The organism is Capsulimonas corticalis (assembly GCF_003574315.2).
Lineage (GTDB): Bacteria > Armatimonadota > Armatimonadia > Armatimonadales > Capsulimonadaceae > Capsulimonas > Capsulimonas corticalis.
In genome coordinates, this window is the sequence record NZ_AP025739.1 from 338,266 (window position 1) to 362,181 (window position 23,916).

Here is a 23,916-nt window from a genome sequence, read left to right on the forward strand (position 1 = left end):
TACGAACCCAGCAAGACGATCAAGTGATTACAATCACTTACAAACGTCGGGCTTGGTCAGGAACCAGTTGCAGGGGTTCCCATTTCTGTCCAGGCTCGACTTGGAGCTTTTGACGTGACCATCGTAGTACAGAAAGTTAGCGGAGTCCGTGTGGCGCAGAGCCGGCGCGCCAGGGTTCGGATGACCGTCCCAGGTTGTGCCGGCGAACGACCCGCTGTAATCCGTGAAGTGGGCGCTGAAGAGATTCGCCCAGCCGGAGGTGCCAGTGTTCCAGTCTCCATTTTTGGCGTCCACGACCTCGATCGTACTCGCCGGACTTTCCACAATAGCGTCCGGAATCCCTGAGGCGTCCCAGGCGGTTGGGACGCCGACCGCCACGTTGTTAGCGGCGACGATGCAGTTATAGGCGTAATCGGTATTCGGCGCGTCCTGATTGTCGACCGTTCCGGAGAACGCCCAGTTGTTGCCGTACTCGTTCGGACGGATATGGTCGGTCTGATCGGGGCAAAGGTAGACCGCCGCGCTCTTAGTGTACGGGTAAAGCAGTTCCATCCAAAGAATGCGACCCGTGTTCGTGGCGTCGTATTTATACGCCCCGCTGTAGACTTCGTCGTTGTCCTGGTTGTACTGCATCTCCGCCAGACCGATCTGTTTGAGATTGGACTCGCAGCTGATTTGCCGCGCCTTTTCCCGCGCCTTGGCGAAGACTGGGAAGAGAATCGCCGCAAGAATTGCAATTATTACAATTACAACTAATAGTTCAATGAGAGTAAATCCCTGCCGCTCGCGCTGAGAATGAAATGGATGCATGGCTTGACTCCTAATTGATCGATAAGAATGGGGCAATAGCGTCCGATCGAGCAACTGTCACAATTATAACATTTGCACGGCGGAAGGGAAGTTATGATACGCTCACAAACATACGAAAAATGATCGTTTCATCCCTTGCGGTTTCCGCGAGGGATGAAACGAGTTCCGGCGGCATTTGCCGCAGCGGCGCTATTTTACGGCTTCGATCCCGACATCGATCCCCTGGCCGCCGGTCGTGTTGTGGCAGTGAACGGCGAGGACGTTTTTGCCGGGCTTGAGCGCGGCGCGGGCAGCGTCGGACATCGGCAGTTTGGCGTAATCCCCCGAGTATCCTTTGACGGAGGCGGCGAGGACGCCGTTGACGTAGATTTCGGCGTCTTCATCGTGCACGGCGAGGATGACAAGCTTCGCGGGAATTGCGGTCGGCAGCGTCACTTCCCGGCGCGCCCAGATATCCGCCGTCGTCCACTCGGTACGGGCGTCGTTGATATTATGACCAAGCACGCCTTTGCCGGTTTTCCAGGAGGAGACGTCGAAGGCGAGGCCGGCCCAATCGCCGGCGGGTTGGTCCGTCGTATAACGATACTCTTGTCCTTCGCCCTGTGACGTGGGAACCAGCGGCGGGTTGGGATCGGGCGGAAGCGCGAGAAACTCGCCTTTGTTCGCCGCCGCGACGATTTTGGCGTCAGGCTTTACGATCGCCCGATCGTAAGTCATCAGGCCGTTGATCTCCTGCTCAACGTCCGTGAGTTGAGTATAGACGACGGCGCTCGTTCCGCGGTCCTCTTTGAGCTGATAGGCGGTCTTGAGCAGATCCTGATAGCGTTTCGTCACCAGCCAGCCCGAGCCGAGGACGGAGCCGTACCCCATGACGTCATTGTTCCAGCGGTGACCGTCCACGCTCATCGTCACGCCGCCGAACTCACCGTTCACGGCGGCGCGCGTCGCCTCGGGCTTCTCGGACCACGGGCCGGGATAGGCGTGCGTGTCCAGAATATCGCCGCACTTCTTGTCGGTCCAGCCGCTCGCGTTATTGATCAGGCGTGTGGGGTCCAGAACGCGCGTCGCGGCGACGACGGCCTCGGTGTCATGCTGCCCCCATCCTTCATTGAACGTGGTCCAGACGACAATCGAGGGGTGGCTATAGAGCGAAGCAATCTCGCGCTCCCACTCGGTCATCCATTGCTTCTTGGTCGGCTCGTCCAGATCGCCGAACGCCTGCGGCATATCCTGCCAGACGAGCACGCCGAGCCTGTCCGCCCAGTAGTACCAACGGTCGGGCTCGACTTTGGCGTGCTTGCGCAGAAGGTTAAATCCGAAGCCTTTCGCCGCTTCGATATCGGACTTCAGCGCGGCGTCCGTTGGCGCCGTGTAGATCCCGTCCGGCCAGTAACCCTGGTCCAGCGCGCCGACTTCAAAGACGAATTTGTTATTGAGGAAGATCCGCTGGCGGCCCTGCGTGTCTTTTCCGAGTGAGATCTTCCGGAGGGCGGCGTAGCTGTAGACCGTATCGACGGCTTTACCGCCCTGAGTGAGCGAGATTTTGAGACTGTAAAGATGGGGATCGTCGGGCGTCCATACATGCGGTGACGACAGCGTCAGGGGCAAATCCTTGCCGACGTCTCCCACCGAAATCAAGAGCGGCGTCGCACCGTCCATGAGCGTCACTTTGGCGCGGACGCCCGCGCCGACGGCCTCGACATTCAGGCGGATCATCTTAGCGTCGAGATCCGGCGTGATCTTGAGGCGCGTGATGTGGGCGGCGACGGCGACCGGCTCCAGCCAGACGGTTTGCCAGATCCCGGTCGCCGCCGTATAAAAGATGCCGCCCGGATTCAAGCGCTGCTTGCCGATGACCTGTGCGTTCGGCTTGTTGGCGATCACGGGATTCCAGGCGGACACGACGATTTCATTTTGTCCCGGCCGGATCGCCCCCGTGATATCGATCTCAAACGGATCGAAGCCGCCTTTGTGCGCCATCATATTCCTGCCATTGACCGATACCATACTGTCCCAGTTGACGGCGCCGAAGTGCAGCAGGACTCGCTGCTCCCGCCAATCGCTGGGAACCACAAACGACCGTCGATACCAGAGGCGATGACCGGACGGCGTGGTTTTGCCGACGCCGGAGAGCGCCGATTCATAGGGATACGGCACGAGGATCTTGCCCGCGTACGCCGCCGGCGGCGCGCTCGCATCCTGGGCGCTCAGCGCATAATCCCAGGGGCCGTTCAGACTGAGCCATTTTCCTCGCAGCATCTGCGGCCTTGGATATTCCGGCAGCGGACTGGTCGCGGAGACATCTTTATCCCACCGCGTCGGCATCTTGCCGCCCGAAACCTGCGCCGCCGCCGGCGTGTCCACGCCATGCCTGCACCCGATCAGGGCGAACACGCCGGCGAGGGCGAAGAAAAATTGTGTTGTTTGTTTCATGGATTTGCAGCCGATCATGGATAGGGAGGATCAAGAGTATTTCTTGAGCCACCAGTATAACACGCCGAAGTTTTTCGCGGGAAGCAACCACATGCTCATAAGCTTATGGTTTTTGATCGAAAGGCGGCCCTGACGGTCCCGAGAACGACGGCGGGGCGTCCGCCGTTTTTGTTCCCCACACTTTGTTCGGCGTTCCCGACACGACATAATCCAGGCGCGCGCCCTTGCCGACGAGAGCCTTGTCCATTCCAAGCCAGGGGCTGTCGTAAGGTTTGCCGTTGAGACGCAGCGATTGGATGTATGCGCCCGCGCCTTTGGCGTGGATCCGTAATGTCTTTCCGCCTGGCAGGTCGATGTCGGCGCGGGCGAATATTGGCGCGGAGAGGGTGAAGCCGCCGACGCCCGGAATGGCGGGGTTGAGACCGAGCGCGGAGAAGGCGTAGAGGGCGGACATGGTTCCCACGTCGTCGTTTCCGACGTAGCCGTTGGGGATATCTCGGAACTGCGCCATGAACTTGCCGACAATCGCCTGCGCCTTCCAGGGCGCGCCGATCCAGTTGTAAAGGTAGGGCGCCTGCATCGTCGGCTCGTTGCCAAGCCAGTAGTGCGGCGCGCCCGTCGCCCAGCCTTCGATCACGATCGGATTGAAGAACTGGTCCAGACGCGCTCGCGTCGCCGCCGGGCCGCCCATCAGCGCGATCAGGCGGGCATAGTTGTGCGGCGTCAGCCAGGTGTACTGCGCCGAGCAGCCTTCCGTGAAACCGCGCTGGGTATTCGGGCGAAACTCTCCGTCCCAGCTCCCGTCGGCCAATCGGCTCTGCGCGTAGCCGACCTTCGGATTGAACACATGGAAACTGTTCTGCGACCGCGCCAGAAACTTGCGATAATTGGCGCGATCTCCCGCCGCCAGGCAGATGCGAGCGATGGCGAAATCCGAGATCGCCAGCTCCAGTGTCTCCGAGGCGCCGCGCGGCGTCCAGCCAAGCTTCATATAGTCGTCAACGCCCCACCACGCGCCGCCGTCGCCGCAGCGCATCTGATGTGTCGCGGTCAGGATCATGCGTTCTTTGGCGAGGCCGAGATCGAATGCCCGGCCGCCGTACGCATAGACATTCGCGATAAACGGATCGGCGCAATAGCAGCCCATGCAGCCGGTATCGTTGTTGTTGAGCGGCCAAGTCGGCAGCCCCCCGCCGGGCGCCTGGACCGACGCCAGCAGGAGCGACTGCGCCATGTCCGACGCGCGGCCCGGCGCGAGCAGCGTTTGCAGCGCGGCGGTGCTGCGATAGGTGTCCCACAGCGAAAACGTCGCGTAGAGATGATGACCGGGCTTCACCCGGTGCGTCTTTCGGTCAAACCCAATGTACTCGCCATTCACATCATCAAAGATGTTCGGCTGAAGCGCGTTATGATAGAGCGCGGTGTAAAACGAACGATACGCGTGCGGCGCCCCGCCCTCCACACGCATACGCCCTAAAAGCGCGTTCCATGCGCGGCGCGCCGCCGCGCGGACGCCGTCAAAATCCCAATTCGGAATCTCCCGGCGCAGGTTGGCGCGGGCGTTTTCGACGCTGACGTAAGAAATCGCAACGCGCATCTGGACGCGGCGGCGAGAGGCGCAGTTGAACTGAACGTAAGCCGCGCCGTCCGCCCCGCCCGCTTGCGCCGCCCCGTCGCGTCTCCGATCGCCGGTCCAAACGCCATAAGCGGCCATCGGCGTATCGAACCGCGCGGCGAAGTACACCCGGTAGGGATGGGATTTCAGATGGAAGGGTGCGTCGCCGAAGTCGCAGCCCGCCGCCCATCCCGAGATTTCGCGCCCGTTCGGATCGATCGTGAGATGCGAATCGGAGATGGCCGTGCCGCAGCTGGACGGGCAAAAGAGGAGGTTCGCCTTGGAGGTTACGGGATAGTCCACCTGGACGATGGAGGAGCGCGCTGCCGACGCGATGGAGACTACGGCTCCGTATGTCTCCAGCGGAACTTGAAAGAAGCCCGGAGACGCACGCTGGCGCTCGCTGGCGAACGCCGACTGATAAGCCTCTCGATGGCCGAGGGGCGATGCGTTCAGATCCCCCGTGCAGACCGTGAACGGCAGGTCCTGGGCGGCGTGCAGGCCAACGCCGCTGACGTGAGTCAGCGCGAAGCTGACGATATGCTTGCCTTCGTACTGGTAGCCGGAGCGCGACTCGCCGCCGCCGTAATCGTGAAAGGCCGTACTGGGACCAGGCGAGATCATCCCGAACGGCGCCTGCGCGCCGGGATAAGTCGCTCCGGCGCCGCTCGTCCCGATAAAGGGATCGACCCATCGCGCGAAATCGCGCTCCGGCGCCGCGCCCGCACAGGGAGCGCCCAGCAAGACGCCGCCAAAGAACAGCAGCGCCAGCATTTTGATCGACAAATCCGTAATCGCTCCTTGCTTTTCAACAATAAAACTAAGTTTTTCCATCATACAGGAAAGCGCCAAATGCGTCAAGCATATTTTATGAAATGAGGCGAGAGGCGAAGCCAATTGTGGAATAATCGTAGTGCGCCATATGGAGTTTCGTTGGAGAATCCCAACCGTCCTGCCGAAAATATTCCTAAGACGAGAATGCGCCGGACTCCGAGGAGACCCCCAGCCATACGCCATACCGTCGCGAAGAATTTGCTCGATCTCAAAGATGGCCCCGTTCGATATGAGTGCATTGGAAAAACTAACGCTCGCCGCCGCCCCTTCCCATATCCGCAAGTCTCACTATATCGTGGGCAAGAAACGGCGATCGGCCATGGATGACGCCGCGCGCGCCGCCGCCCTCGCCGCCGCCGCCAGCGTCGCCATCAGCAGCTGCGACTTGGACGGCATGATCACCAGCTGGAACGCCGCCGCAGAGCGCCTCTACGGCTATTCCGCCGCCGAGATGATCGGGCAGCCGCAGACCATTCTCCTGCCCGAAGGCGACGATCCCTTCGAGGGTGGCCTGGCGCAATCTGTGGTGAGAAATGGTCCGATCGAGAACCTGGAAGTGGCGCGCCGGCATAAGAGCGGAAAACTCTTCCATGCCTCGCTGACCCTTTCGGCGATCTACAATACGGGCGGCGTGGCGGTCGGCGTCTGCGCCGTCAGCCGCGATATCACGCAAAACAAGCGCGCCGAGGAGGCGCTCGCCGAAAGCGAGGTCCGTCTGCGCCGCCTCAGCGACGCCGCGTTCGAGGGGATCGCCGTCAGCCAGAACGGCTGCATCGCCGACGCCAACGCCGCCTTTATCGCCCTGTTTGGTTATGACGGCCTGGAGGAAGTCATCGGGAAGATCGCCAGTGACTTCGCCGCGTCCGAAGCGAAGAAGCTCATCTCACAAAAGCACAACGAAGGCAACGAACAGGTTTACGAGGCGCTTTGCCAGCGCAAAGACGGCTCCACATTCCATGCCGAGCTTCGCGGGCGTCAGATCCTATGGAAGGGCGGCTACGCCCGCGTGACCGCGGTCCAGGATATCAGCGCGCGCAAGGAAGCCGAAGACGCCTTGCGGCGAAGCGAAGCGCGGCTGACGGAAGCGCAGCGCGTCGCCAAAATGGGAAGCTGGGAATACGACGTGGCGACGGGCGGAATTTCATGGTCGGAGGAGCTATTTCGGCTTTTCGAATTCGATCCCGCATCTCGAGAGCCGAATTACAACGCCTTTCTCGCACTGATCCATCCCGATGACGCCGCCCAAGTCGTCGAATGGACGAATCGCGCGATCAAACATGGCGAAGGCTACGAAATCGATCTGCGGCGCGCCCCCACGGGCCGGCCGCCGCAGTGGTTTCACGCGGTCGGCGTCGTCGTGAAAGACGACACAGGGAAAGTCGTGCGACTGACCGGCACGCTCACGGATATCACGGAGCGCGTTCTTTCGGAAGAGCGGTTTCGGGTGCTGTTTGAGTATTCGTCCGACGCGCATCTGCTCTTTGACGAGACCGGGGTAATCGACTGCAACAACGCGGCGATCGCGATGCTCCGATGCACGAATAAAAACGAGCTGCTCGCGCTGCATCCGGCGGTGCTTTCCCCCAAGCTCCAGCCCGATGGGCAGCGTTCGGATCGGAAATGCCTGGAGATGGACCGCCTGGCGTGGGAAAACGGATACCATCGCTTTGAGTGGATCCATCGGAAAATGGATGGCGAAGAGTTTCCCGTGGAGGTGACCCTGACGCCCGTCACTCTGCGCGATCGCCCAGTCATGCTTGTCGTTTGGCACGACCTCACCGAACGCAAGCAGGCGGAGCAGCAGATCAAGGACTACGCCATCGTTCTCGAGTTTCAGAAAAAACAACTGGAAAGCGCGAACATCGCTCTGTCGCTGCTGGCGACGACGGATGGTCTGACCGGCCTGAAGAATCACCGCGCCTTCCAGGAGCGTCTGACCGACGAGATGCATCTTGCGGCGCGTTACGACCAGCCGACCTCCGTGGTGATGCTGGATGTGGACCATTTCAAGCAGTTCAACGATACCTATGGACACCCCGAGGGCGATGAAGTCCTGCGGCTGGCCTCCCGGATTTTGCTGGAGAACGCCCGCGCGGACGACTTCATCGCGCGTTACGGCGGAGAGGAGTTCGTGCTGCTCCTTCCGCAAACCGACGGGCGCGGCGCGGCCGCCATCGCCGAACGGATACGCGGGGCGTTCGAGCGCGCCGCCTGGAGCAAGCGGCAGGTCACGGTCAGCGTCGGGGTTTCCACGGTGAACGCGGGAAACGCCGGGGAGGGCGACCTGGTGACTCAGGCCGACAAGGCGCTCTACAAGTCCAAACAAGCGGGAAGAAACTGTGTCACAATGTACTCTGGATAGGAGATTGAGAGCCTTGCGGCGAGAATAGCGCTCAAAGTCTCCCAACGCAGTCGAGTCTTCGGTTATAATAGCGATACATTATGCTGTGCGCTGACGCAATGTGGCGTATCTTACGAGAGCGACGGAGCGAAAGACACGTGCGGTTTCAGACGTTCCCTATCAATGAACAGATCGGGCTGGAGGCGTCTTTGGATTATCTGGAGACGCTGCTTGCGCACGACTCGACAGGATTCGCATTCCTCGATCGCGACCTGCGCTTCATCCGCGTCAGCGACCAGATGTGCGCGATCCAGGATCGGCCGGCGGACGCGTTTCTCGGGCGCTCCGCGATGGACGTCATCCATGTGGATCAGTGGCCCAGGCGCAAGGCCATACTGGACAAAGCGCTGGCTGGCGAGGCGACGCTGGACGCGCGCCTCGCTCCGATCTCCGAACCGATGATGGATACCCGCCGTCATGTGCTCGCCTCATACTATCCCGTCACCTCTTCCGAAAGCGTCATCGGAGTCGCCGTGACGATCCGCGATATCACCGACCAGATCCTTGCGGAGACGAAGATCAAGCAGCAGGCCCTCGCTTTCGAGAACACATCCGACGCGCTGCTGATCACCGATCTCGCCGGACGGATCCTTCACGTCAACGAAGCTTTTATCCATCTGATCGGATATTCGCGCGAGGAATCCGTGGGGCTGACGACCGATTTGCTGCACCATCCCGTCGGAAGCGATGTCCTCGTGGCGGACATTCTTGCCGGTCTCGAACGCGATGGGCGCTGGTCGGGCAACGTGCCGCTGATCCACAAAGACGGGTCGGTCCGCCATTCGGAAACGACTATCGCGGCGCTATTGGACGAAGACGGCGTGTTGATCGGAGCGATCAACGCCTGCCGGGACGTCACCAGCCGAATCCGCAATTCGGAGATCCTGCGTGAGACACAGGCGCGCAAGGACGCGATTCTGGACGCGGCGCTGGACGCCATTATCACGATCGATCAGCAGGAATTAGTGGTGGAGTGGAATCCCGCCGCCGAACAGACTTTTGGCTGGTCTCGGAATGAAGCGCTTGGGCAGCCCCTTTCGTCCCTCATTATCCCGGAGCGCCTGCGCGGCGCGCATGAGCGCGGCATCGAGAAATATCTAAAAACGGGCGAAGGGCCGGCGCTGTTCCAGCGAATCGAAGTCCCGGCGCTGCGCCGGGATGGAACGGAGTTCGCCGCCGAGCTAACCGCGCTCCCCATCAACCTCGAAGGCCGTTCGCTCTTCACGGCGTTCGTACGCGATATCTCAGACCGGAAGCAGGCGGAGGCGGCGCTGGAAGCTGCGGTGGCGCGTCAGAAGACGCTCCTGCGCGACGTCTTAGTCAGTGTCACCGAAGGCAAGCTGCATCTTCTGGACAATGAGACACAGCTGCCGGCGCCGCTCACGCCGGTTGGCGAGACGATCGTTCTGACCGCCGACGACGGACTGCGGGAGCTGCGCGCGATCTCGCTGGAGGCGGCGCGCGCCGCCGGCCGCGTGTCCGAGCGGCAATACGACTTGATGACGGCGGCGAGCGAGGCGGGCATGAACGCCGTGGTGCACGCCGGCGGCGGGTCGGCCGGGATCGGTGTGGGCGCCGACGGCGCCATTCAGATCCGCGTGATGGACCATGGAACGGGAATCGCGCTGGAGGATCTTCCGCAGGCGACGCTTTCACGCGGCTTCAGCACGAAGGCGACGCTCGGGCATGGACTCAAAATGATGCTCGAAACCATCGATCGATTGTATCTTCTGACCGGCCCCGGCGGCACCACCGTTGTCCTTGAGCAGTACGCGGAACGCCCTATTCCCCGCTGGCTGACCCTCTAACAGTACGAAAATCCGCTTGCGCGTCGAATTCCTCGTGAAATCGCCCGATCACGCGACGTGAACGCGCGATAATTGTGTTACAATATTCGGGCGGCGTTTCCGGCGCCCGCGCAATCGAGCGCGGATCCGGCGAACGAAGCCACAACAACACATTATGTCCAGCGATCACAGTCACAGTACCCCCGGTCGTCGCGGCGCGCACAGCGCGGTCGCGCGGCGCTCCCGTCGTTCCTAAGCCCCTTCTGCGCAGGGGTGACGGCGACAAGACGCCGCCGCGCCCACGCTTACCGCCACGCCTCTTCGACCGTCACCACGGCGCGCCCCCGCGCCCGCCACGAGGAAGAGGACAACCATGTCTCAGAAAACCCGCAACGATCTTAGCACGATCCTGAAAGCCGCCCTCAGCAAGCCGCTGGGCTCCGGCGGCGACATCCGCATGACCGCCGCGCTGACCGGCCGCCACCCCGCCGAAATCGTCCAGGCCATGTCGGAGATGTCGAACCCGGAAGCGCTCGCCGTTTTCAACTGGCTCGACAACCCACGCGCCGCCGAAGTTTTGGATGAACTGGATTCGGAAACCGTCCGATTTCTGACGGGCAACGCTCCGCCGGGCCGCATCGCCGAGCTGCTGGACCACCTGCCGATGGATGACGCCGCCGAAGTCATCTCCGAGGCCGATCCCGCGCAGGCCGAGACGCTGCTGGCGGATCTCAGCAAGCGTGCGCCTGAAGACGCCGCCGAAGTGCGCCGCCTGCTCGCCTATCCCGAGTACTCCGCCGGCCGTTTGATGACGGACAAGTTCGCCTGGGTCGCGCCGTCCTCCACCGCCGCCCAGGTTCTGGATTATCTGCGCGCCAACGCCGACATGCTGGAAACGGTCAATGACATTTACGTGCTCGATCCCAGCCGCAAACTGCTGGGCGTCTCGCCGATCCGCCGCGTGCTGACCGCGACGCCCGAGCAAACGATCCGCGATTTCATGACGCCCGATCCGATCAGCATCGCTCCGGAAAAGGAGCAGCAGGACGCCGCGATTCTGATCTCGCGTTACGATATCCTGACCCTGCCCGTCACCAATGAGAACGGCCAGATGCTGGGCATCGTGACGATCGACGACACCATCGACGTTCTGGTGGAGGAGTTCGACGAGGACTATCTGCGCTCGGTCGGTTCCGACGCTGAGGAGCTGGAGCGCAAAAGCCCGGTGCAGATCGCGCTGCTGCGCATGCCGTGGATCATGGCGACGATGTTCATCGAACTGCTCGCCGGCGTGGTAATCCATGTGTTCGACGCCACGCTGACCAAGTTCATCCTGCTGGCCTCGTTCATGCCGATCATCTCGGCGATCAGCGGCAATACCGGCCTTCAGTCGGCCGCAATCATCATTCGCGGCCTTTCCTCCGGGCAAGTGCAGCTGGAGAACTGGCGTCAGGCCGTCACACGCCAGATGGCCACCACGGTCATTCTGGGCGCCGCCTGCGCCGTCACTCTCGGGGTCATCGGCGGGATCTGGGATCGTCACTGGGCGTTCGGCTTCGTGGTCTTCCTGGGGATGTTCGCCTCGGTCAACATCGCGGGCATTGTCGGCACCGTCGTTCCGCTGCTCTCCAAGCGCGCCGGCTTCGACCCCGCCCTCACCGCCGGTCCCTTCGAGACCGCCTTCCAGGACGTCGTCGGCATCAGCATCTTCCTGAGCCTCGCCTCCACACTGCTGCGCTGGCTGCACTAGAGGAGGGCCTCACCCCCTAGCTCCGCCACCAGCGCCTTGGCCGCGCGGCTCTGGTGGCGGCCACGGCGCACAAACCGGTGCAAAGGCCGCGTGAAAGCGAGATCGCTGACCGGTACGACCGCCACGCGATGGGTCTCCAGCTCCAGCGCGATCGTCAGCGACGAGACGACCGCTAGGCCGACGCCGGCCGCGACGGCGCGCTTGATCGCCTCAATGTTGCCAAGCGACATCGCGGGGCGGATCGTCAAGCCTCGTTCTTCAAAGGCGCGCGCGATCACGGCGCGCGTTCCCGAGCCCTCTTCCCGAACGACAAACGGCTCGCGGCAGAGCCGTTCGGCGGACACAGGCACTTCCGCGCGAATGGGATGGTTGGGCGGCGCAATCACGACCATGGCGTCTTTGGCGAAGACGGTCGCTTCCAAGTCATCCTCTTCGGCAAACCCCTCCGTAAACCCCAAATCCATTGCGCCTTCCAGAAGACGCTGCTGAATTTCTTCCGTATTGGCGATCTCCAAATTCACGACAATGCCGGGATAACGCCGATGGAAGCGGGCCAGCACCTCCGGCAGCAGATAACTGCCAATCGTCATGCTGGCGCCCACCGCCAGCGTCCCGCGCTCCAGGCCGCGCAGGTCGGCCAGCGCCTCCTCCGCTTCCGCCTCCAGCGCGAACAGTCGCCGCGCGTAATCCGCCAGAATGACGCCCGCTCCGGTCAGACGCACGCCGCGCGGCAGACGGTCGAAGAGCGGCGCGCCCAGACTGCGCTCCAGTTCCTGAAGCTGCTTGGAAACGGCGGGCTGGCTGATGTGCAGACGCTCCGCGCCGCGTCCTATCCCACCCTCCTGCGCTACCGCGTGAAAGATCGCAAGGTGATTGATATTCATAACTTTAATCTATGTATACCATAGAAACTATGTATTTGTATTATGCCTGTAGAACCGGTACGATAGGTGCATGGAAACAACACTTGATCGACCGCATCGACGAATGCGTGACAGCGCGCTCTGGGGAATGGTTCTCGCCGCCGCCGTGGCGCTGGCCGCCATCGGCCTGCACGCGCTTCCCAGAGTCGGGATCTTCAGCGCTCTGATACTTTCGATCGTTCTGGGGATGGCGGTTGGGAATACCGTCGCGATTCCGGAAGCATGGCGACCAGGAATCCAGTTCAGCCTGAAGCGCGTCCTGCGCCTGGCGATCATTCTGCTGGGATTGCAGCTTAGCTTCACGCAAGTCGGCCAGATCGGCGTGCGCGGGATGGCGGTTGTGGCGGGAAGTTTACTGGGGACGTTTCTGTTTACCGTCTGGCTCGGCGCGAGATTGGGAGTCGAGCGCAAACTGACACAATTGATCGCGGCCGGCAGTTCGATCTGCGGCGCTTCCGCGGTGATTGCCGCCAACGTCGTCACCCGAGGACGGGATGAAGATGTCGCCTATGGCGTCGCGGTCGTTACCGTCTTTGGATCGGTCTCGATGTTCGTTTACCCACTGCTGCCCCGTCTCCTGCATTTGACGCCAATGGCGTTCGGTCTCTGGACAGGCGCGTCGATCCACGAAGTCGCACAGGTCATCGCGGCGGCCTTTCAAGACGGCGCCGTCAGCGGCCAGTTCGGAACGATCAGCAAACTGGCCCGCGTCATGCTGCTGGCGCCCATGGTGCTCGCGCTCGGCGTTATCGACGCTCGCCGAAACGCAGCAGGCGCGAAGTTAAACCCACGCAGCATTCCCATCCCATGGTTCGTACTCGGTTTTGTCGCGATGATCGGCGTCAACACATGGAACATCATCCCGATGGAGATCAAAACAACATTAATCGCCGCCAACCAGTTTCTGCTGGCGCTCTCACTCGCCGCCATGGGCCTGGAAACAAGCTTCGCCAAACTGAAACGGGCCGGCGCCCGCCCCATGCTCCTCGGCGCAGGCGCATGGCTCTTTATCTCCGCCTTCAGCTACCTGCTGGTCCGGCTTTTCTATTGACGAAAGATCAGAGAAAGACAATGCTGCGAAAAATGATTGACGGCGCGCTTTCGGGAGCGATGACAATGATGTTTCTGACGGGCATCCTGGCTCCCTTTAATTCGCCGCGTCCCCCATTGCCCAATAGCGATTGCCTGAGCGAGGCTTTTGCTGAACTTAGCCTGATTGCGCTTTCGTCAATCCTAGGCGTTATCCTGGGCGGGGGATCTACTGCCGCATCGATTTTCGCAAATAAAGCTGAGCACCGAAAGGCGAGTATAGCAAGTTTTGTTACGCTCCTCTCAGCAGCTGTAATGATAGCGTTCATTGGCGTATCGTATGCCAGGCATGATTCGCAAAAGATATTAATACTCTTTAGCGCTCCCTTAATATGGTCCATCGTACTGTTTTCTTCCGGATTTAAGCGGTTTGCTCGGCAAAGCTTTGGTGGGTCCTTCTCCGACGCAGGCGATCCTGATGGAGATCGTACTTGTCATTGACGAAAGGTTAGGAGAGAACCGATGATGCGAAAAACGATTTGGGGCGCGCTTCAAGCGGCGTTTACGCTATCGTTGCTCATGAAATTCTTGGCGCAATCCGATCCGCCCTATATTCCACCATCAGAAAGCAACTGCATGACGGATTCATTGGTGGATTTGGTCCATGCATCTGCCCAAGTGACGACGTATGGATTGATAGGCGCGATATTGGGAGGATGCTCCACCGCCGCGTGTATCTTCTCTCACGAATCTCAAGAACGAAAGGCCATGGCGGCGAGTTTCATTGCGCCTCTCTTGGTAGGGATGATTATGGTCATCAACGTTAAAGCATATCCCAGCCATGAAGCAGCGAAGTTACTGTTGCCATTCAGTATTCCGTTGATATGGACGCTCGCACTTTTCGTCTCCGGCATTGGATTATTGAGTCGCTGTAGAAGGATAGCTTCGACGCGGCGCTAGGAATCGTCCAGGTATAATCAATAGACGAATACCTAGACAGAAAGCTCAGAATGCCTCTTCGTTCGTTTCGCATTGACTGGTTCCTCGTCGGCATGGCCGCCGCCGTGGGCCTCGCTTATCTCCTGCCCGATCCCGGCGCCGCCGGGGGCAGTCTTCATCCGGAGCTGCTGACAAAGCTGGGAATCGCGCTGATCTTTTTTCTTAACGGAGTCTCGCTGTCGTTTGCGTCGCTCAAGTCGGGCATGCTGCAATGGAAACTGCATCTCGTGGTCCAGGCGGCGACGTTTCTTCTCTTCCCAATCCTCGGACTGCTGGCGCTCTGGCTGATCGGGCCGCGCCTCTCGCCCGACCTTCGCCTGGGATTCTTCTATCTCTGCGCGCTTCCGTCCACGGTCTCGTCATCGGTGGCGATGACGGCGGCGGCGCGGGGCAATGTGCCGGCGGCCGTGTTTAACGCGACCCTCTCCAGTCTCCTTGGCGTCTTCCTGACCCCCATGTGGATCGCGCTGGTCATGAAGAGCGGCGGACAGGCAATGCCGTTCGGAAAGGTCATTCTGGATCTTTTAGAGTGGCTTGTGCTGCCGCTCGTGATCGGTCAGCTCTGCCGCCCGCTACTCGCCGAGTGGGCGAAGGGGCACAAGAAATTCATCAGCACGGTCGACCGATGCACTATCCTCCTGCTCGTCTACACATCGTTCTGCGACTCGATGAAGACCGGCGTTTGGTCCGGCCATGGCGTGGGCGTCTTGATCGCCACGCTCGCCGGGACAGCTATCCTTTTCTTCGTCGTCCTGACGATCGTTAGCGCAACCTGCGACGCTTTAGGGTTTCCCTCCAAGGACCGCACGGCGGCGGTCTTCTGCGGCTCCAAGAAGACCCTCGCCTCCGGAGTTCCGATGGCCCGTCTGATCTTCGGCGCCCACCCGGGTCTCAGCATCATCTTGCTGCCGATCATGATCTACCACCCACTCCAGCTTGTGATTTGCGGCGCGCTCGCCAGCAAATGGGCAAAGCGCGAAACAGAACAAATCCCCTAAACGAAGCGCCGACCCAGACCCAACACCATCCCACCAACGCATTTATTGTTTTAATGGGATGGTGGAAAAGAAAGAAGAACTGGCGGTTAAACGCGCTTGGAGCGTTATGGGCGAACGTCTCCTTCGGACCCATATACCCATGACAAAAAAAGAGCCCCACCGGATAACCGGCGGGGCTTTTTGCGCGTGAGCGCTTGTGTTTAGTGTCGGCGAGTGAACGCGCCGGTCACCGCTGTCGCGTTCGTCGGGATCGTCACCGTCGTGTCTTTGTAGACCTTGATCCAGTATCCCTGCCACGGGGTGAGCGTTCCGCCCGCCGTAACCGGTACGTAAGCGTTGCTTGCCGTATCGTAGGAGTACAGGGTCTTGTCGACGATGTTCCGATCGGGCGCGGACGCCTGAGCGAAGGTCAGCGACGAGCCGTCCGACGCCGTGAACGTCAGATCGGAGACGTTAATCGATGTCGTGCTCGGCACGCCGATCTGGTTCCAATACTTGTGCAGCGGAACGGAGACCGAAGCCGCCGTGGGAGCTACTCCCGTATTGTAGATGTTCGTATTCGCCGCCAGCTTGACCCAGTAGCCGTAACCGATATGCAGAGCGTCGGCCGGAGCCGTCGGGTTGAGCACGTAGTTGAGCAGGAGCGGCTGCCAGATGGCGATCCGCACCGAGCCCGCCGGCTGTCCAACACCGAGCAGCGCATCCAGACTGACGTTTGAGTAGTCGTACGGCGCGGAGATCATCCGGACGCCGGCCGGGATCGTCGCGATCGGATCGAATGTCAGGTTCGCTCGCTGGAAGCCACTCGAAGCCAGCGTAACGGTGACCGAAGAGCTGCTGACATATCCCGCCTTGCTGACGGTGACCGTGTAGCCTCCGGGCGAGACGCTCGCCTGATAGTTCACCGATCCATTCGCCCCGGTGGTCACCGAAGCGCTGGTGTTGACAGTGATCGGCGTCGAGCCATCGGACGGCGTGATCGTGACGGTCGCGCCGCCGACGGGTCCCGTTCCAGACGGAGCGTTGGCGAATGTGACAAGACCGCCAATTACGCCGTTCGGAGCCTTCGTGAGCTTCAGGTTCTGCGTCGTCGTCACGCTGTCCGCCAGGTAGACGGGCGAGACGGTCTGCGGCAGGTATTTGGGCGCCAGAGTCGCCACGACCTGATAGTTGCCGAAGTTCAGCGCCGGCGATGTGTAGGTTCCATCCACAGCGGTTGTCGCGGTGGCCGGCGTCCGGTCGGCGCCTTGCAGCGGCGTGAAGGTCACCGTCGCGCCGAATAGAGGCTTGTTCGTGGCCGCATCCGTGACCGTGCCGGTGAATGTTCCCTGCGGCGGCTCCAGCGTGAAGTTCTGCTTGAGAACTGCGCCGCTCGTCACCGTCACCGTCGCCGAAGCCGACGTTGCGGCTCCCTTCGTCGCCGTTCCAGTGTATTGCAGTCCAGGATCGGAAACCGTCGGCAAGTTCGTGATCACGTAAGCGCCGGTCAGGTCGGTTGTTGTGGTAAGCGGAGCCTTCCCAGGCGCCACGAAGGTAATTGTCGCGGCGGGAACCGGCACTCCGCTCGGGCTCCTGACGACGCCGCTGATGTGCGCGCCGACCACCTTCTTCAGTCCGATATTCTTTCCGACGGTGGCGTCTTCCGCCAGAACAATCCCGGTGATGGCGGTAGGTTCATAATCCGGCGCATCGCTTGCCGTAATGGTATAGGTTCCAGCCACCAGATTACCCGAGTTGTAACCTCCATTGACATCGGTTAGGACCTGCACCGAAGGACCCGATGCCGGGGTAAAGGTTACCGTCGCTCCGACCAGCGGATTGGTGGTGCCGTATTCAGAGATCTTGCCGAAGAAGTTTCCAGGAGGAATCGGCATCGTGAAGTTCTGCACCACAGCCTGACCGCTCGGGACGATCGTCGTCAGGACTGGCGACGAGGAATGCCCCTTGCTCGACTGAGCGCTGTACGACTTGCCAGGGTCCGTTCCGCTCGGGACCGAAGCGATCGAGTAGTGTCCGTTCGAGTCCGTCGTCGTCGTCAGCGCCGTCCCACTGGGAGTGGGAGTGAAGACGACCTTGGCGCCGGCAACCGTGCGTCCGTCAGCATACTTAACGACACCAGAAAGGCTGCCGGGAGAGGCCTTGGTCAGCGCAAAGTCCTGCGTGGTCGTTTCCCCTTCCTGAGCGTGAACGGCGAGCGCCGTTCCGATCAGATAGTCGGGAGCGAGGGTCGCGGTAATGTCGTAATCGCCCGACGGCAGATTGGGCGACGTGTATGTGCCGTCCGCCGCCGTCGTCGTGGTTCCCGCTACCGTTGTTCCTCCGGAGACGGTGAAGGCCACCGTGACGCCTTGGAGCGGCTGATGAGTTGTCGCATCCGTGACCGTGCCCGTAAAGAAGCTCGGAACGGGAGGCAGCACGAAGTCCTGAGTGACCGATTTTCCGCTCGCCACCGTGACAGAAACCGGCGGGTTCGTTGTCGCTCCCGTCTTCGTCGCGATACCGTTCGTATACGTCAGTCCAGGATCGGCAGCGCTCGGAGCGCTGATCGTGTAAAGGCCGGTTGTATCCGTGCTGCCCGTTACGAGGGTTCCATCCGGAGCCGTGAAGCTAACTGTGGCGTTGTTCGCGGGCGCCCCGTCCTGATACTTGACATGACCGGTAATGGAGCCATTGTCCAGTTTGGCGATGGACACAGTAATCGGCGTTGTTTGCAGCGCCTCAACTCCATAGGCCAGCGATGAGGTGCCTCGCGAGTACCCAGACTTGTAAGCAACCGCGATGTAAGCGCCAGTTTCGACGCCATCGATGGAATAGTTTCCTTTCGGATCGGTCTTTCCACTATAGACAGTGCGTCCCGTAGGCATGCCCGGAATCGCGGTCGGGCCATTGGGAAGCAGGTAGACGATCGCGTCCCCAACGCCAGTGCCGCCATTTCTCGAATCCGTCACCTGACCGTTGACCGTCCCTGAGCGCAGGTAAGTAACGACGTTATGAACCAGGTTCGGACGCATGTTGTACGGGAGATAGAAGTCCTGCCCCTTGGTAACACGGTAATATTCCATACCGATGCCTTCCAAGCCGAACGGAGCGTAAATCACACGCCCGCCGTTCCCGGCAGTGTCCTCGTGATAGATTAACCCTGCATTTCCAGAATACGTAATATCGTTATGCATCCCGGGCAGCGCCTGGACCGTATCGACATCGCCGCTGAAGATACGCAGGCCATATTGCTCCACGAATTGTCCAAACTGGTCGAGCGAACCGTCATTTCGCCAGTTGGCACGGACACCGGCATCGAATGCTTGGCCGTCGTTATTAGCAATAATCATCGGATGCGCGGACGGCGGCGAATACTGATACGGCCGGTTATCATCCGTGGTATAGATGAAATCAAACGTATAAGCGCCGATGTTCGTATTCTGGTTGAAGTACGGATCGAAGGTGAGCCGATTGCCTGTCGCTCCGGCGGGGTTCAGGAATGGGAGCACCAGGTCAATTGTCGTCTGCCCCGTGTACTTTGCTCCAAGAACTGAGCCGATGAAGTCAGTCGGCGTATTGCTGGCGGCGCCGTTCGTGGTAATCGCCGAGCCGATATGCGCACCCGAAACGAACAGGCGGCCGCCGGCGGCGACGAAGTTCGTCAGTTGTGTCTGTGTCGCCGGATCCTGAATGGTGCCGGGACCGGTCACCAGTTGGTTGGCGTACGGCGCGACCCAGAGAACGCACTTTCGAGCATCAGGGAAATTCGCGCCAGGCTCATTCAAGCCATTGTCATTTACGGCTGGCTGGAATGTCGGATTGGACGCGTAGCTTGTCAGAACAGCGTCGCTCACCGGCCCACGGCTCAGGATGCGCCAGATATCGTATTTCTGCGAATCGATCGCCGCCGAGTTGGCCTGATAGAAGAGCGTATTGTCATATGCCGGAGAACCATTAGGTCCATTTCCAGGCGGTGTCGCGCCAAAGGAGCTCACACCCAGCGCATTTTTCGCCGCCGGGAAGGTGCGCGGCTGATCCGCAAGCGGATTGTCAAACTGCGACAGATTTGCTCTTGGCCCGCCAAGCGGAATATCCACCACTCCGTTGCTCTTCAGATCCGTAATATCCGGCATCTTGAAGGCAAGCTGCGCGGTCCCGCCGCCGTTGCCCTGCGGAGAGACAAAATAGATGTAATCCGTGCCGCTCTTGGGATCACCGCCGTTGAGGGAGCGATCGACGAAGCGAGTCGCCGTGCCAGCTAATTGCTGGGTCAGAAGAGATGTATTGCCATTCACCGTAGTGCGGAAGATCAAGTAAGACGTTGGGGTTGGTGTCGGAGCGCCCCACCGCAGTACGACATCCGCCGTACTATCGCCGTCTTCAAAACTCGTATACGCCTGCAGATTACTGGGGGTTGCGGTTGCGCTTGGCGGAATTGCCGCCTCGGTAACCTTGGGATATCCCTTTAGTGCGATCGCAACTTGAGCGGAATTGGGAAGCAAGTCGGTGTCGATATCCGTATAGTAGGACTCCGTGCCGTAGAAGGTCGGATAGAGGTTCGACGCGCCGGATTGCACCTGCGCGGAGGTGACGAACTTCTGGCCAAGCGTATAGTCGCTGACAACGAGAATTCCGGCGCTTCCGGCGAACGGATGCGAATTGAATCCCCAGACGTTGTCAAAAATCCGCCAGTTCTTCGCCTTATCGTAGGCAATCACATCGATATAGTAATCGCTGGGTGACGCCGGAACCTTCCAGCCGGTTGTCGTACTATACAGCACGCCGCCATTCGAATCTTGCTTATTCGCGGGCAGACGCGTCAGTTTGAGCCATTCCGGCCGCGCTGTAGGCGCACTGTTCGGCTGCTGATCGTCAAAGCCGGCAAGGTAGAATGGGGTGCCATACTGCAGCGGCGTGGGATCCGCCTGGTTGGCGTTACCGGCATAGTAATTCGCGTTGAGATACTGGCACTCGAACTCCTGTCCCCAGGCCGTGAACTGAGCGGGGTTATATCCCGGAAGCCTTGTCGGCCCGGCGACATTTGCGCCGCCGTTATTGAGCGTCAGGTCCGTGTGGCCCACGCCCAGGATGTTATTTCCGTCGAACGCCACGCCTGCGGCGCCTGTATAGCCGATAGCGCCGCCAATCGTAGTGAATGGATCAAAACCGAAATTCGCCAGGGACTGCACCAGTCCCGGGTTATTCACATTTCCGAGATTCCCGTGCGTGAATACCTTATGCTCCATACCGACGCCGCCCAGACGCGTATCCTGATACTTGCTGTCAGGATCCTTGAACTGGAGGTAGACGTTATTATCGTCGAGGCCGGATTCCCGGTCGCTCAAACGAACGGTAAAGGTCGCGTGGGTCGAAGGCGAAATCAGGCGCTTGGCGGATCCCGACGGGTCGCCCGCCGTAGGAGCAATATAGTTGTCTCCCGCGTTGATATGGACGATCTCGCCGGCGTTGAACCGAAGCAGCTTCGGCGGGTTGATATATTGGATGGCCGATTCGAGAATGCCGACATAATCCACGCCCACGCCGCCAACACCGCCGCCGGGAACCAGCGTAATCGCGGTTTCCACCGGAGCATTGTTGTTCGCGGGATCTTGATAGGTCACGCTGCGGTTCGACTGGTATGTCAGGGCTGTTCGCTTCAGCAGTCGCGGCCAAGCTGGATACAGGTCATTGCTGTTCTGAGTATTGCTGGTGTTGAGCGCCTGCGCCGTTGCATCATTATCCGTAAATGGATTGAGCGTGCCGTTCGCGTTTTCCGCCAGCCAGAAGTAGATCTGGAAGTGGATACCGCCACCGCCGCCCGTATTCGGAACGGCGCGGTGGAAAGCGACATAGCCGCGGTTCACCGATGTGACATCCGCCCATGCAGCGCCGCCGTCGTTCGGCCCCGGGGTCAGGACGCCATTCAAGCTCACCAGGGTGGTCGGAAGCGTTCCCGTGTCGGCGTTCAGCGCGAACAGACGAGTGCTCGTGTCCGCGTTAACTCCCATGGCCGCCACAGGCGTGGCGCCCGTGTTCGGATCGAACGGAGTGCCGGTATTCCCAAAGCCCGTCGCATTGCTCGTAAACACCAGATACGCGCCGTCAGGCGACCACGCGACATCCTTGTCCTCTTCGTTGCCGAAGGTCAGTTTGCCGGGAGGGTTAGGGTTTCCGCCGTTCTCCAGATATCCTGCGGATTTTACGTAGAGATAGTAAACGTGCGAATGTCCAGCGTCCGGCCCAACATTCGTCAGTGCGGAGAAGGCCAGCCGCTCTTCCTTGGGGGACCAGGCGGGGCGTCCCACATTGGAGAAACCCGTCGCGAGATCGTGGATCGTTCGAACGGTCGGTGAATTCAGACTCGCCACGTTAATCGGCGATGCGGGATTCTTAGAGAAGGGCGCGTAGAAGAGGTTCTGGGTTCCAGGGGTTTGCGCGTCCGACGTAAAAGCAATCTGGTTATTGGATGGTGAGAGGACAGGATAGAACTCGTCGCCCGCGCTGTTCGTCAGCTGCGCCGGCGCGCCGCCGTCCGCATCGATAATCCAGAGATGGAAGTGACCATCCGCGCCGTTGACGCCAGGACGATTGGAGGCAAAAACGATGAACTGCTCGTCACTTGTCCAAACCGGAGTTTTGTTCGTGGGGGTCAGCGGACCGGCCAGCGGCTGAAAATCCGGAGACGGCGCAAATACATCGAATGTTTGCACGGCTTCGGAAATCGTTACCGGAGCAGACGCCGCATTCGCCGAAGCCTTGCTTTGCGAGAAGGCGGCATGAATTGGGTCCTGAACATAGGGATAGCGCAGCGGTGTTTGAACCGCCGAGCCGCCCAGCGAGGAGGCGTTCAGCATGCCGTTTAAGGCCAGCGCATTCGCGGTGTTGCCGCGCTGTGCGATCGATGCCTGGGGCGACAGCGCCGCCAAAATGCCCGTGAGGATCAGGGCAAGAAAAATTGAGCAGAGCGTCGCAATGCGCAGGTGACGGAAACGAGCGTTCAACGGTAACCTCCGTAGCATCATGCGCCAACCGCGCCTACATTCGGCAATGGAAAGGAGCGGCGGGAACGCAAGGGTAGAACTATTCTGGAACGTACGATCTGAGAAATCAGGCGAACAGCGTTTGGGAGGCTCGAAAATGGAAGGCGATTCAGCCGCGAAACACCGGAAGCATTTACGCAAACTATCATGAACCGTTCATTAATGAGCGTCCGGCCCGGTAATTATATCACAATGCAACTTCCGGCGCAATGGCATAAAAGACACATTCATGCGACTCGCGAAGTTTTTTTTGTAATTATATTAACGGGAACCAAAGGGAATCGTTTCGGCTGGATTTGGCGCCGCGCGAATTCGCCGAATAAGTAGCATTTGCCCCCACAGCTTCCGGAACCGTTCTTCGCTCCCGTCGATCGTCGATCCCCGTCATCCGCAGCCAAGAGACCGCTGGGCGGTGAAAGACCGAAGCTTATAGACATCATGAAGTGGAAACAGCTTCAATTTCCGCCGATTCCAATATCGTGTATTTGAGGGGAAAAGTTGGACGCCTATGCTCATTCTTCCGTGAAGACGCTCTCGCCGGCGCGACGCATGCGCTTCTGGCCGAAAGGGCAGAGGTCCAGCAGCGGGCAGCGTCCGCAATCGGGACTCGCATGGTAGCAGCAGCGCTGTCCGTGGAACATATAGACTTCGTGGTGATCGTAGACCTGCTGCGCGGTCCAATCGGGTGGCAGCAGCGACGCAAGGATCGCATGCGCCGGTCCCACGGAAACAGTGGGACTGACCAATCCCAGGCGCACCGCCACCCGGTAGTGGTGGCTGTCCACGGGAAGCACAGCCTTGTGCAGCGGGCTGAACAGCAGCACGGCGGCGCTCGTCTTGGGGCCGACGCCCGGCAGCTGCTCCAGCCATGCGCGCGCCTCCGGCGCGGGGAGATCGCCCAGAAAATCCAGGTTCAGTTCTCCGCGCAGGGCCGTGACGCGCCTCAAGATCTCCTGCACGCGCGGCGCCTTCTGCTCCGGCCACGTGCAGCGCGCAATCGCCTCTTCCACTTGCTCCAGCGGAGCGTCCCGCACGTCTTCCCAGGTCGGAAACCGCGCGCGGAGTTCGCGAAACGCCGCTCCCGAATCGGCGTTCTTAGTTCGATGGGACAACAGCGAAGAAACCAGCTCGGACATGGGGTCGAGCCGATGGAAGTAAGGAACCGGACATCCGTAAAGCGCGCACAAACGTTCGTGGGCGATCAGCGCCTTGCGCTGAAGTTCGTTCTGCTCCGGCGTGAATATAACAGACAATTTCGTCCGCCTCTCTCATCGACATCATGCGACAACCGCGAAAGCTCGTCATCGCCTTCTTACCC

The 23,916-nt window shown here is 60.4% G+C and carries 12 protein-coding genes; 6 read left to right on the forward strand and 6 right to left on the reverse strand.

Annotated features, from left to right (window positions below; all coding sequences use genetic code 11):
* Positions 1 to 33 precede the first annotated feature (33 nt).
* From D5261_RS01570 to D5261_RS01580, 3 genes are all read right to left on the reverse strand, one after another.
* On the reverse strand, positions 34 to 810 hold the full coding sequence (locus D5261_RS01570) for a DUF1559 family PulG-like putative transporter (protein ID WP_119320201.1): 777 nt from the start codon (positions 808 to 810) through the stop codon (positions 34 to 36).
* Between the two features lie 189 nt (positions 811 to 999).
* Positions 1,000 to 3,243 (reverse strand): glycoside hydrolase family 2 protein, encoded by a 2,244-nt coding sequence (locus D5261_RS01575; RefSeq protein WP_165864005.1) that lies wholly within the window; start codon positions 3,241 to 3,243, stop codon positions 1,000 to 1,002.
* A 103-nt stretch (positions 3,244 to 3,346) separates the two neighbouring features.
* On the reverse strand, positions 3,347 to 5,644 hold the full coding sequence (locus D5261_RS01580; protein WP_165864006.1) for a GH92 family glycosyl hydrolase: 2,298 nt from the start codon (positions 5,642 to 5,644) through the stop codon (positions 3,347 to 3,349).
* A gap of 277 nt (positions 5,645 to 5,921) precedes the next feature.
* Between D5261_RS01580 and D5261_RS01585 the strand changes: the two genes are divergently transcribed.
* The 3 genes from D5261_RS01585 (at position 5,922) to mgtE (ending at position 11,630) form a co-directional block, all read left to right on the forward strand.
* On the forward strand, positions 5,922 to 8,054 hold the full coding sequence (locus D5261_RS01585) for a sensor domain-containing diguanylate cyclase (protein ID WP_165864007.1): 2,133 nt from the start codon (positions 5,922 to 5,924) through the stop codon (positions 8,052 to 8,054).
* A gap of 137 nt (positions 8,055 to 8,191) precedes the next feature.
* The gene (locus D5261_RS01590; protein WP_165864008.1) at positions 8,192 to 9,901 is read left to right on the forward strand and encodes a PAS domain S-box protein; all 1,710 of its coding nucleotides are present in this window, start codon (positions 8,192 to 8,194) and stop codon (positions 9,899 to 9,901) included.
* A 352-nt stretch (positions 9,902 to 10,253) separates the two neighbouring features.
* Positions 10,254 to 11,630 (forward strand): magnesium transporter, encoded by a 1,377-nt coding sequence (gene mgtE, locus D5261_RS01595; RefSeq protein ID WP_119320206.1) that lies wholly within the window; start codon positions 10,254 to 10,256, stop codon positions 11,628 to 11,630.
* On the opposite strand, the gene D5261_RS01600 is transcribed toward mgtE, so the two are convergent.
* Positions 11,627 to 12,514, reverse strand: a complete 888-nt coding sequence (locus tag D5261_RS01600) for a LysR family transcriptional regulator (protein WP_119320207.1) — start codon at positions 12,512 to 12,514, stop codon at positions 11,627 to 11,629. The genes mgtE and D5261_RS01600 overlap by 4 nt on opposite strands.
* A 70-nt stretch (positions 12,515 to 12,584) precedes the next feature.
* Between D5261_RS01600 and D5261_RS01605 the strand changes: the two genes are divergently transcribed.
* The 3 genes from D5261_RS01605 to D5261_RS01615 all read left to right on the forward strand — a co-directional run bounded on the left by D5261_RS01605 (position 12,585) and on the right by D5261_RS01615 (position 15,579).
* Positions 12,585 to 13,604: a YeiH family protein gene (locus D5261_RS01605; protein WP_218025520.1), complete on the forward strand. Its 1,020-nt coding sequence runs from the start codon at positions 12,585 to 12,587 to the stop codon at positions 13,602 to 13,604.
* Positions 13,605 to 14,104: 500 nt separating this feature from the next.
* Positions 14,105 to 14,542, forward strand: a complete 438-nt coding sequence (locus tag D5261_RS01610) for a hypothetical protein (RefSeq protein WP_119320209.1) — start codon at positions 14,105 to 14,107, stop codon at positions 14,540 to 14,542.
* Between the two features lie 50 nt (positions 14,543 to 14,592).
* On the forward strand, positions 14,593 to 15,579 hold the full coding sequence (locus tag D5261_RS01615) for a bile acid:sodium symporter family protein (RefSeq protein WP_119320210.1): 987 nt from the start codon (positions 14,593 to 14,595) through the stop codon (positions 15,577 to 15,579).
* Between the two features lie 200 nt (positions 15,580 to 15,779).
* Here the strand turns inward: D5261_RS01615 and D5261_RS01620 are convergent, their stop codons facing one another.
* Entirely contained in the window at positions 15,780 to 22,559 is a 6,780-nt protein-coding gene (locus tag D5261_RS01620) for a carboxypeptidase regulatory-like domain-containing protein (protein WP_165864009.1), read from the reverse strand.
* A 551-nt stretch (positions 22,560 to 23,110) separates the two neighbouring features.
* The gene (locus D5261_RS01625; RefSeq protein WP_218025521.1) at positions 23,111 to 23,851 is read right to left on the reverse strand and encodes an endonuclease III domain-containing protein; all 741 of its coding nucleotides are present in this window, start codon (positions 23,849 to 23,851) and stop codon (positions 23,111 to 23,113) included.
* Positions 23,852 to 23,916: the final 65 nt, after the last annotated feature.

Coding starts and splice junctions, on each gene's coding strand:
- D5261_RS01605 (WP_218025520.1), top strand. CDS start 12,585: ATGGAAACAACACTTGATCGACCGCATCGACGAATGCGTGACAGCGCG.
- D5261_RS01575 (WP_165864005.1), bottom strand. CDS start 3,243: ATGAAACAAACAACACAATTTTTCTTCGCCCTCGCCGGCGTGTTCGCC.
- D5261_RS01615 (WP_119320210.1), top strand. CDS start 14,593: ATGCCTCTTCGTTCGTTTCGCATTGACTGGTTCCTCGTCGGCATGGCC.
- D5261_RS01570 (WP_119320201.1), bottom strand. CDS start 810: ATGCATCCATTTCATTCTCAGCGCGAGCGGCAGGGATTTACTCTCATT.
- mgtE (WP_119320206.1), top strand. CDS start 10,254: ATGTCTCAGAAAACCCGCAACGATCTTAGCACGATCCTGAAAGCCGCC.
- D5261_RS01610 (WP_119320209.1), top strand. CDS start 14,105: ATGATGCGAAAAACGATTTGGGGCGCGCTTCAAGCGGCGTTTACGCTA.
- D5261_RS01600 (WP_119320207.1), bottom strand. CDS start 12,514: ATGAATATCAATCACCTTGCGATCTTTCACGCGGTAGCGCAGGAGGGT.
- D5261_RS01585 (WP_165864007.1), top strand. CDS start 5,922: ATGAGTGCATTGGAAAAACTAACGCTCGCCGCCGCCCCTTCCCATATC.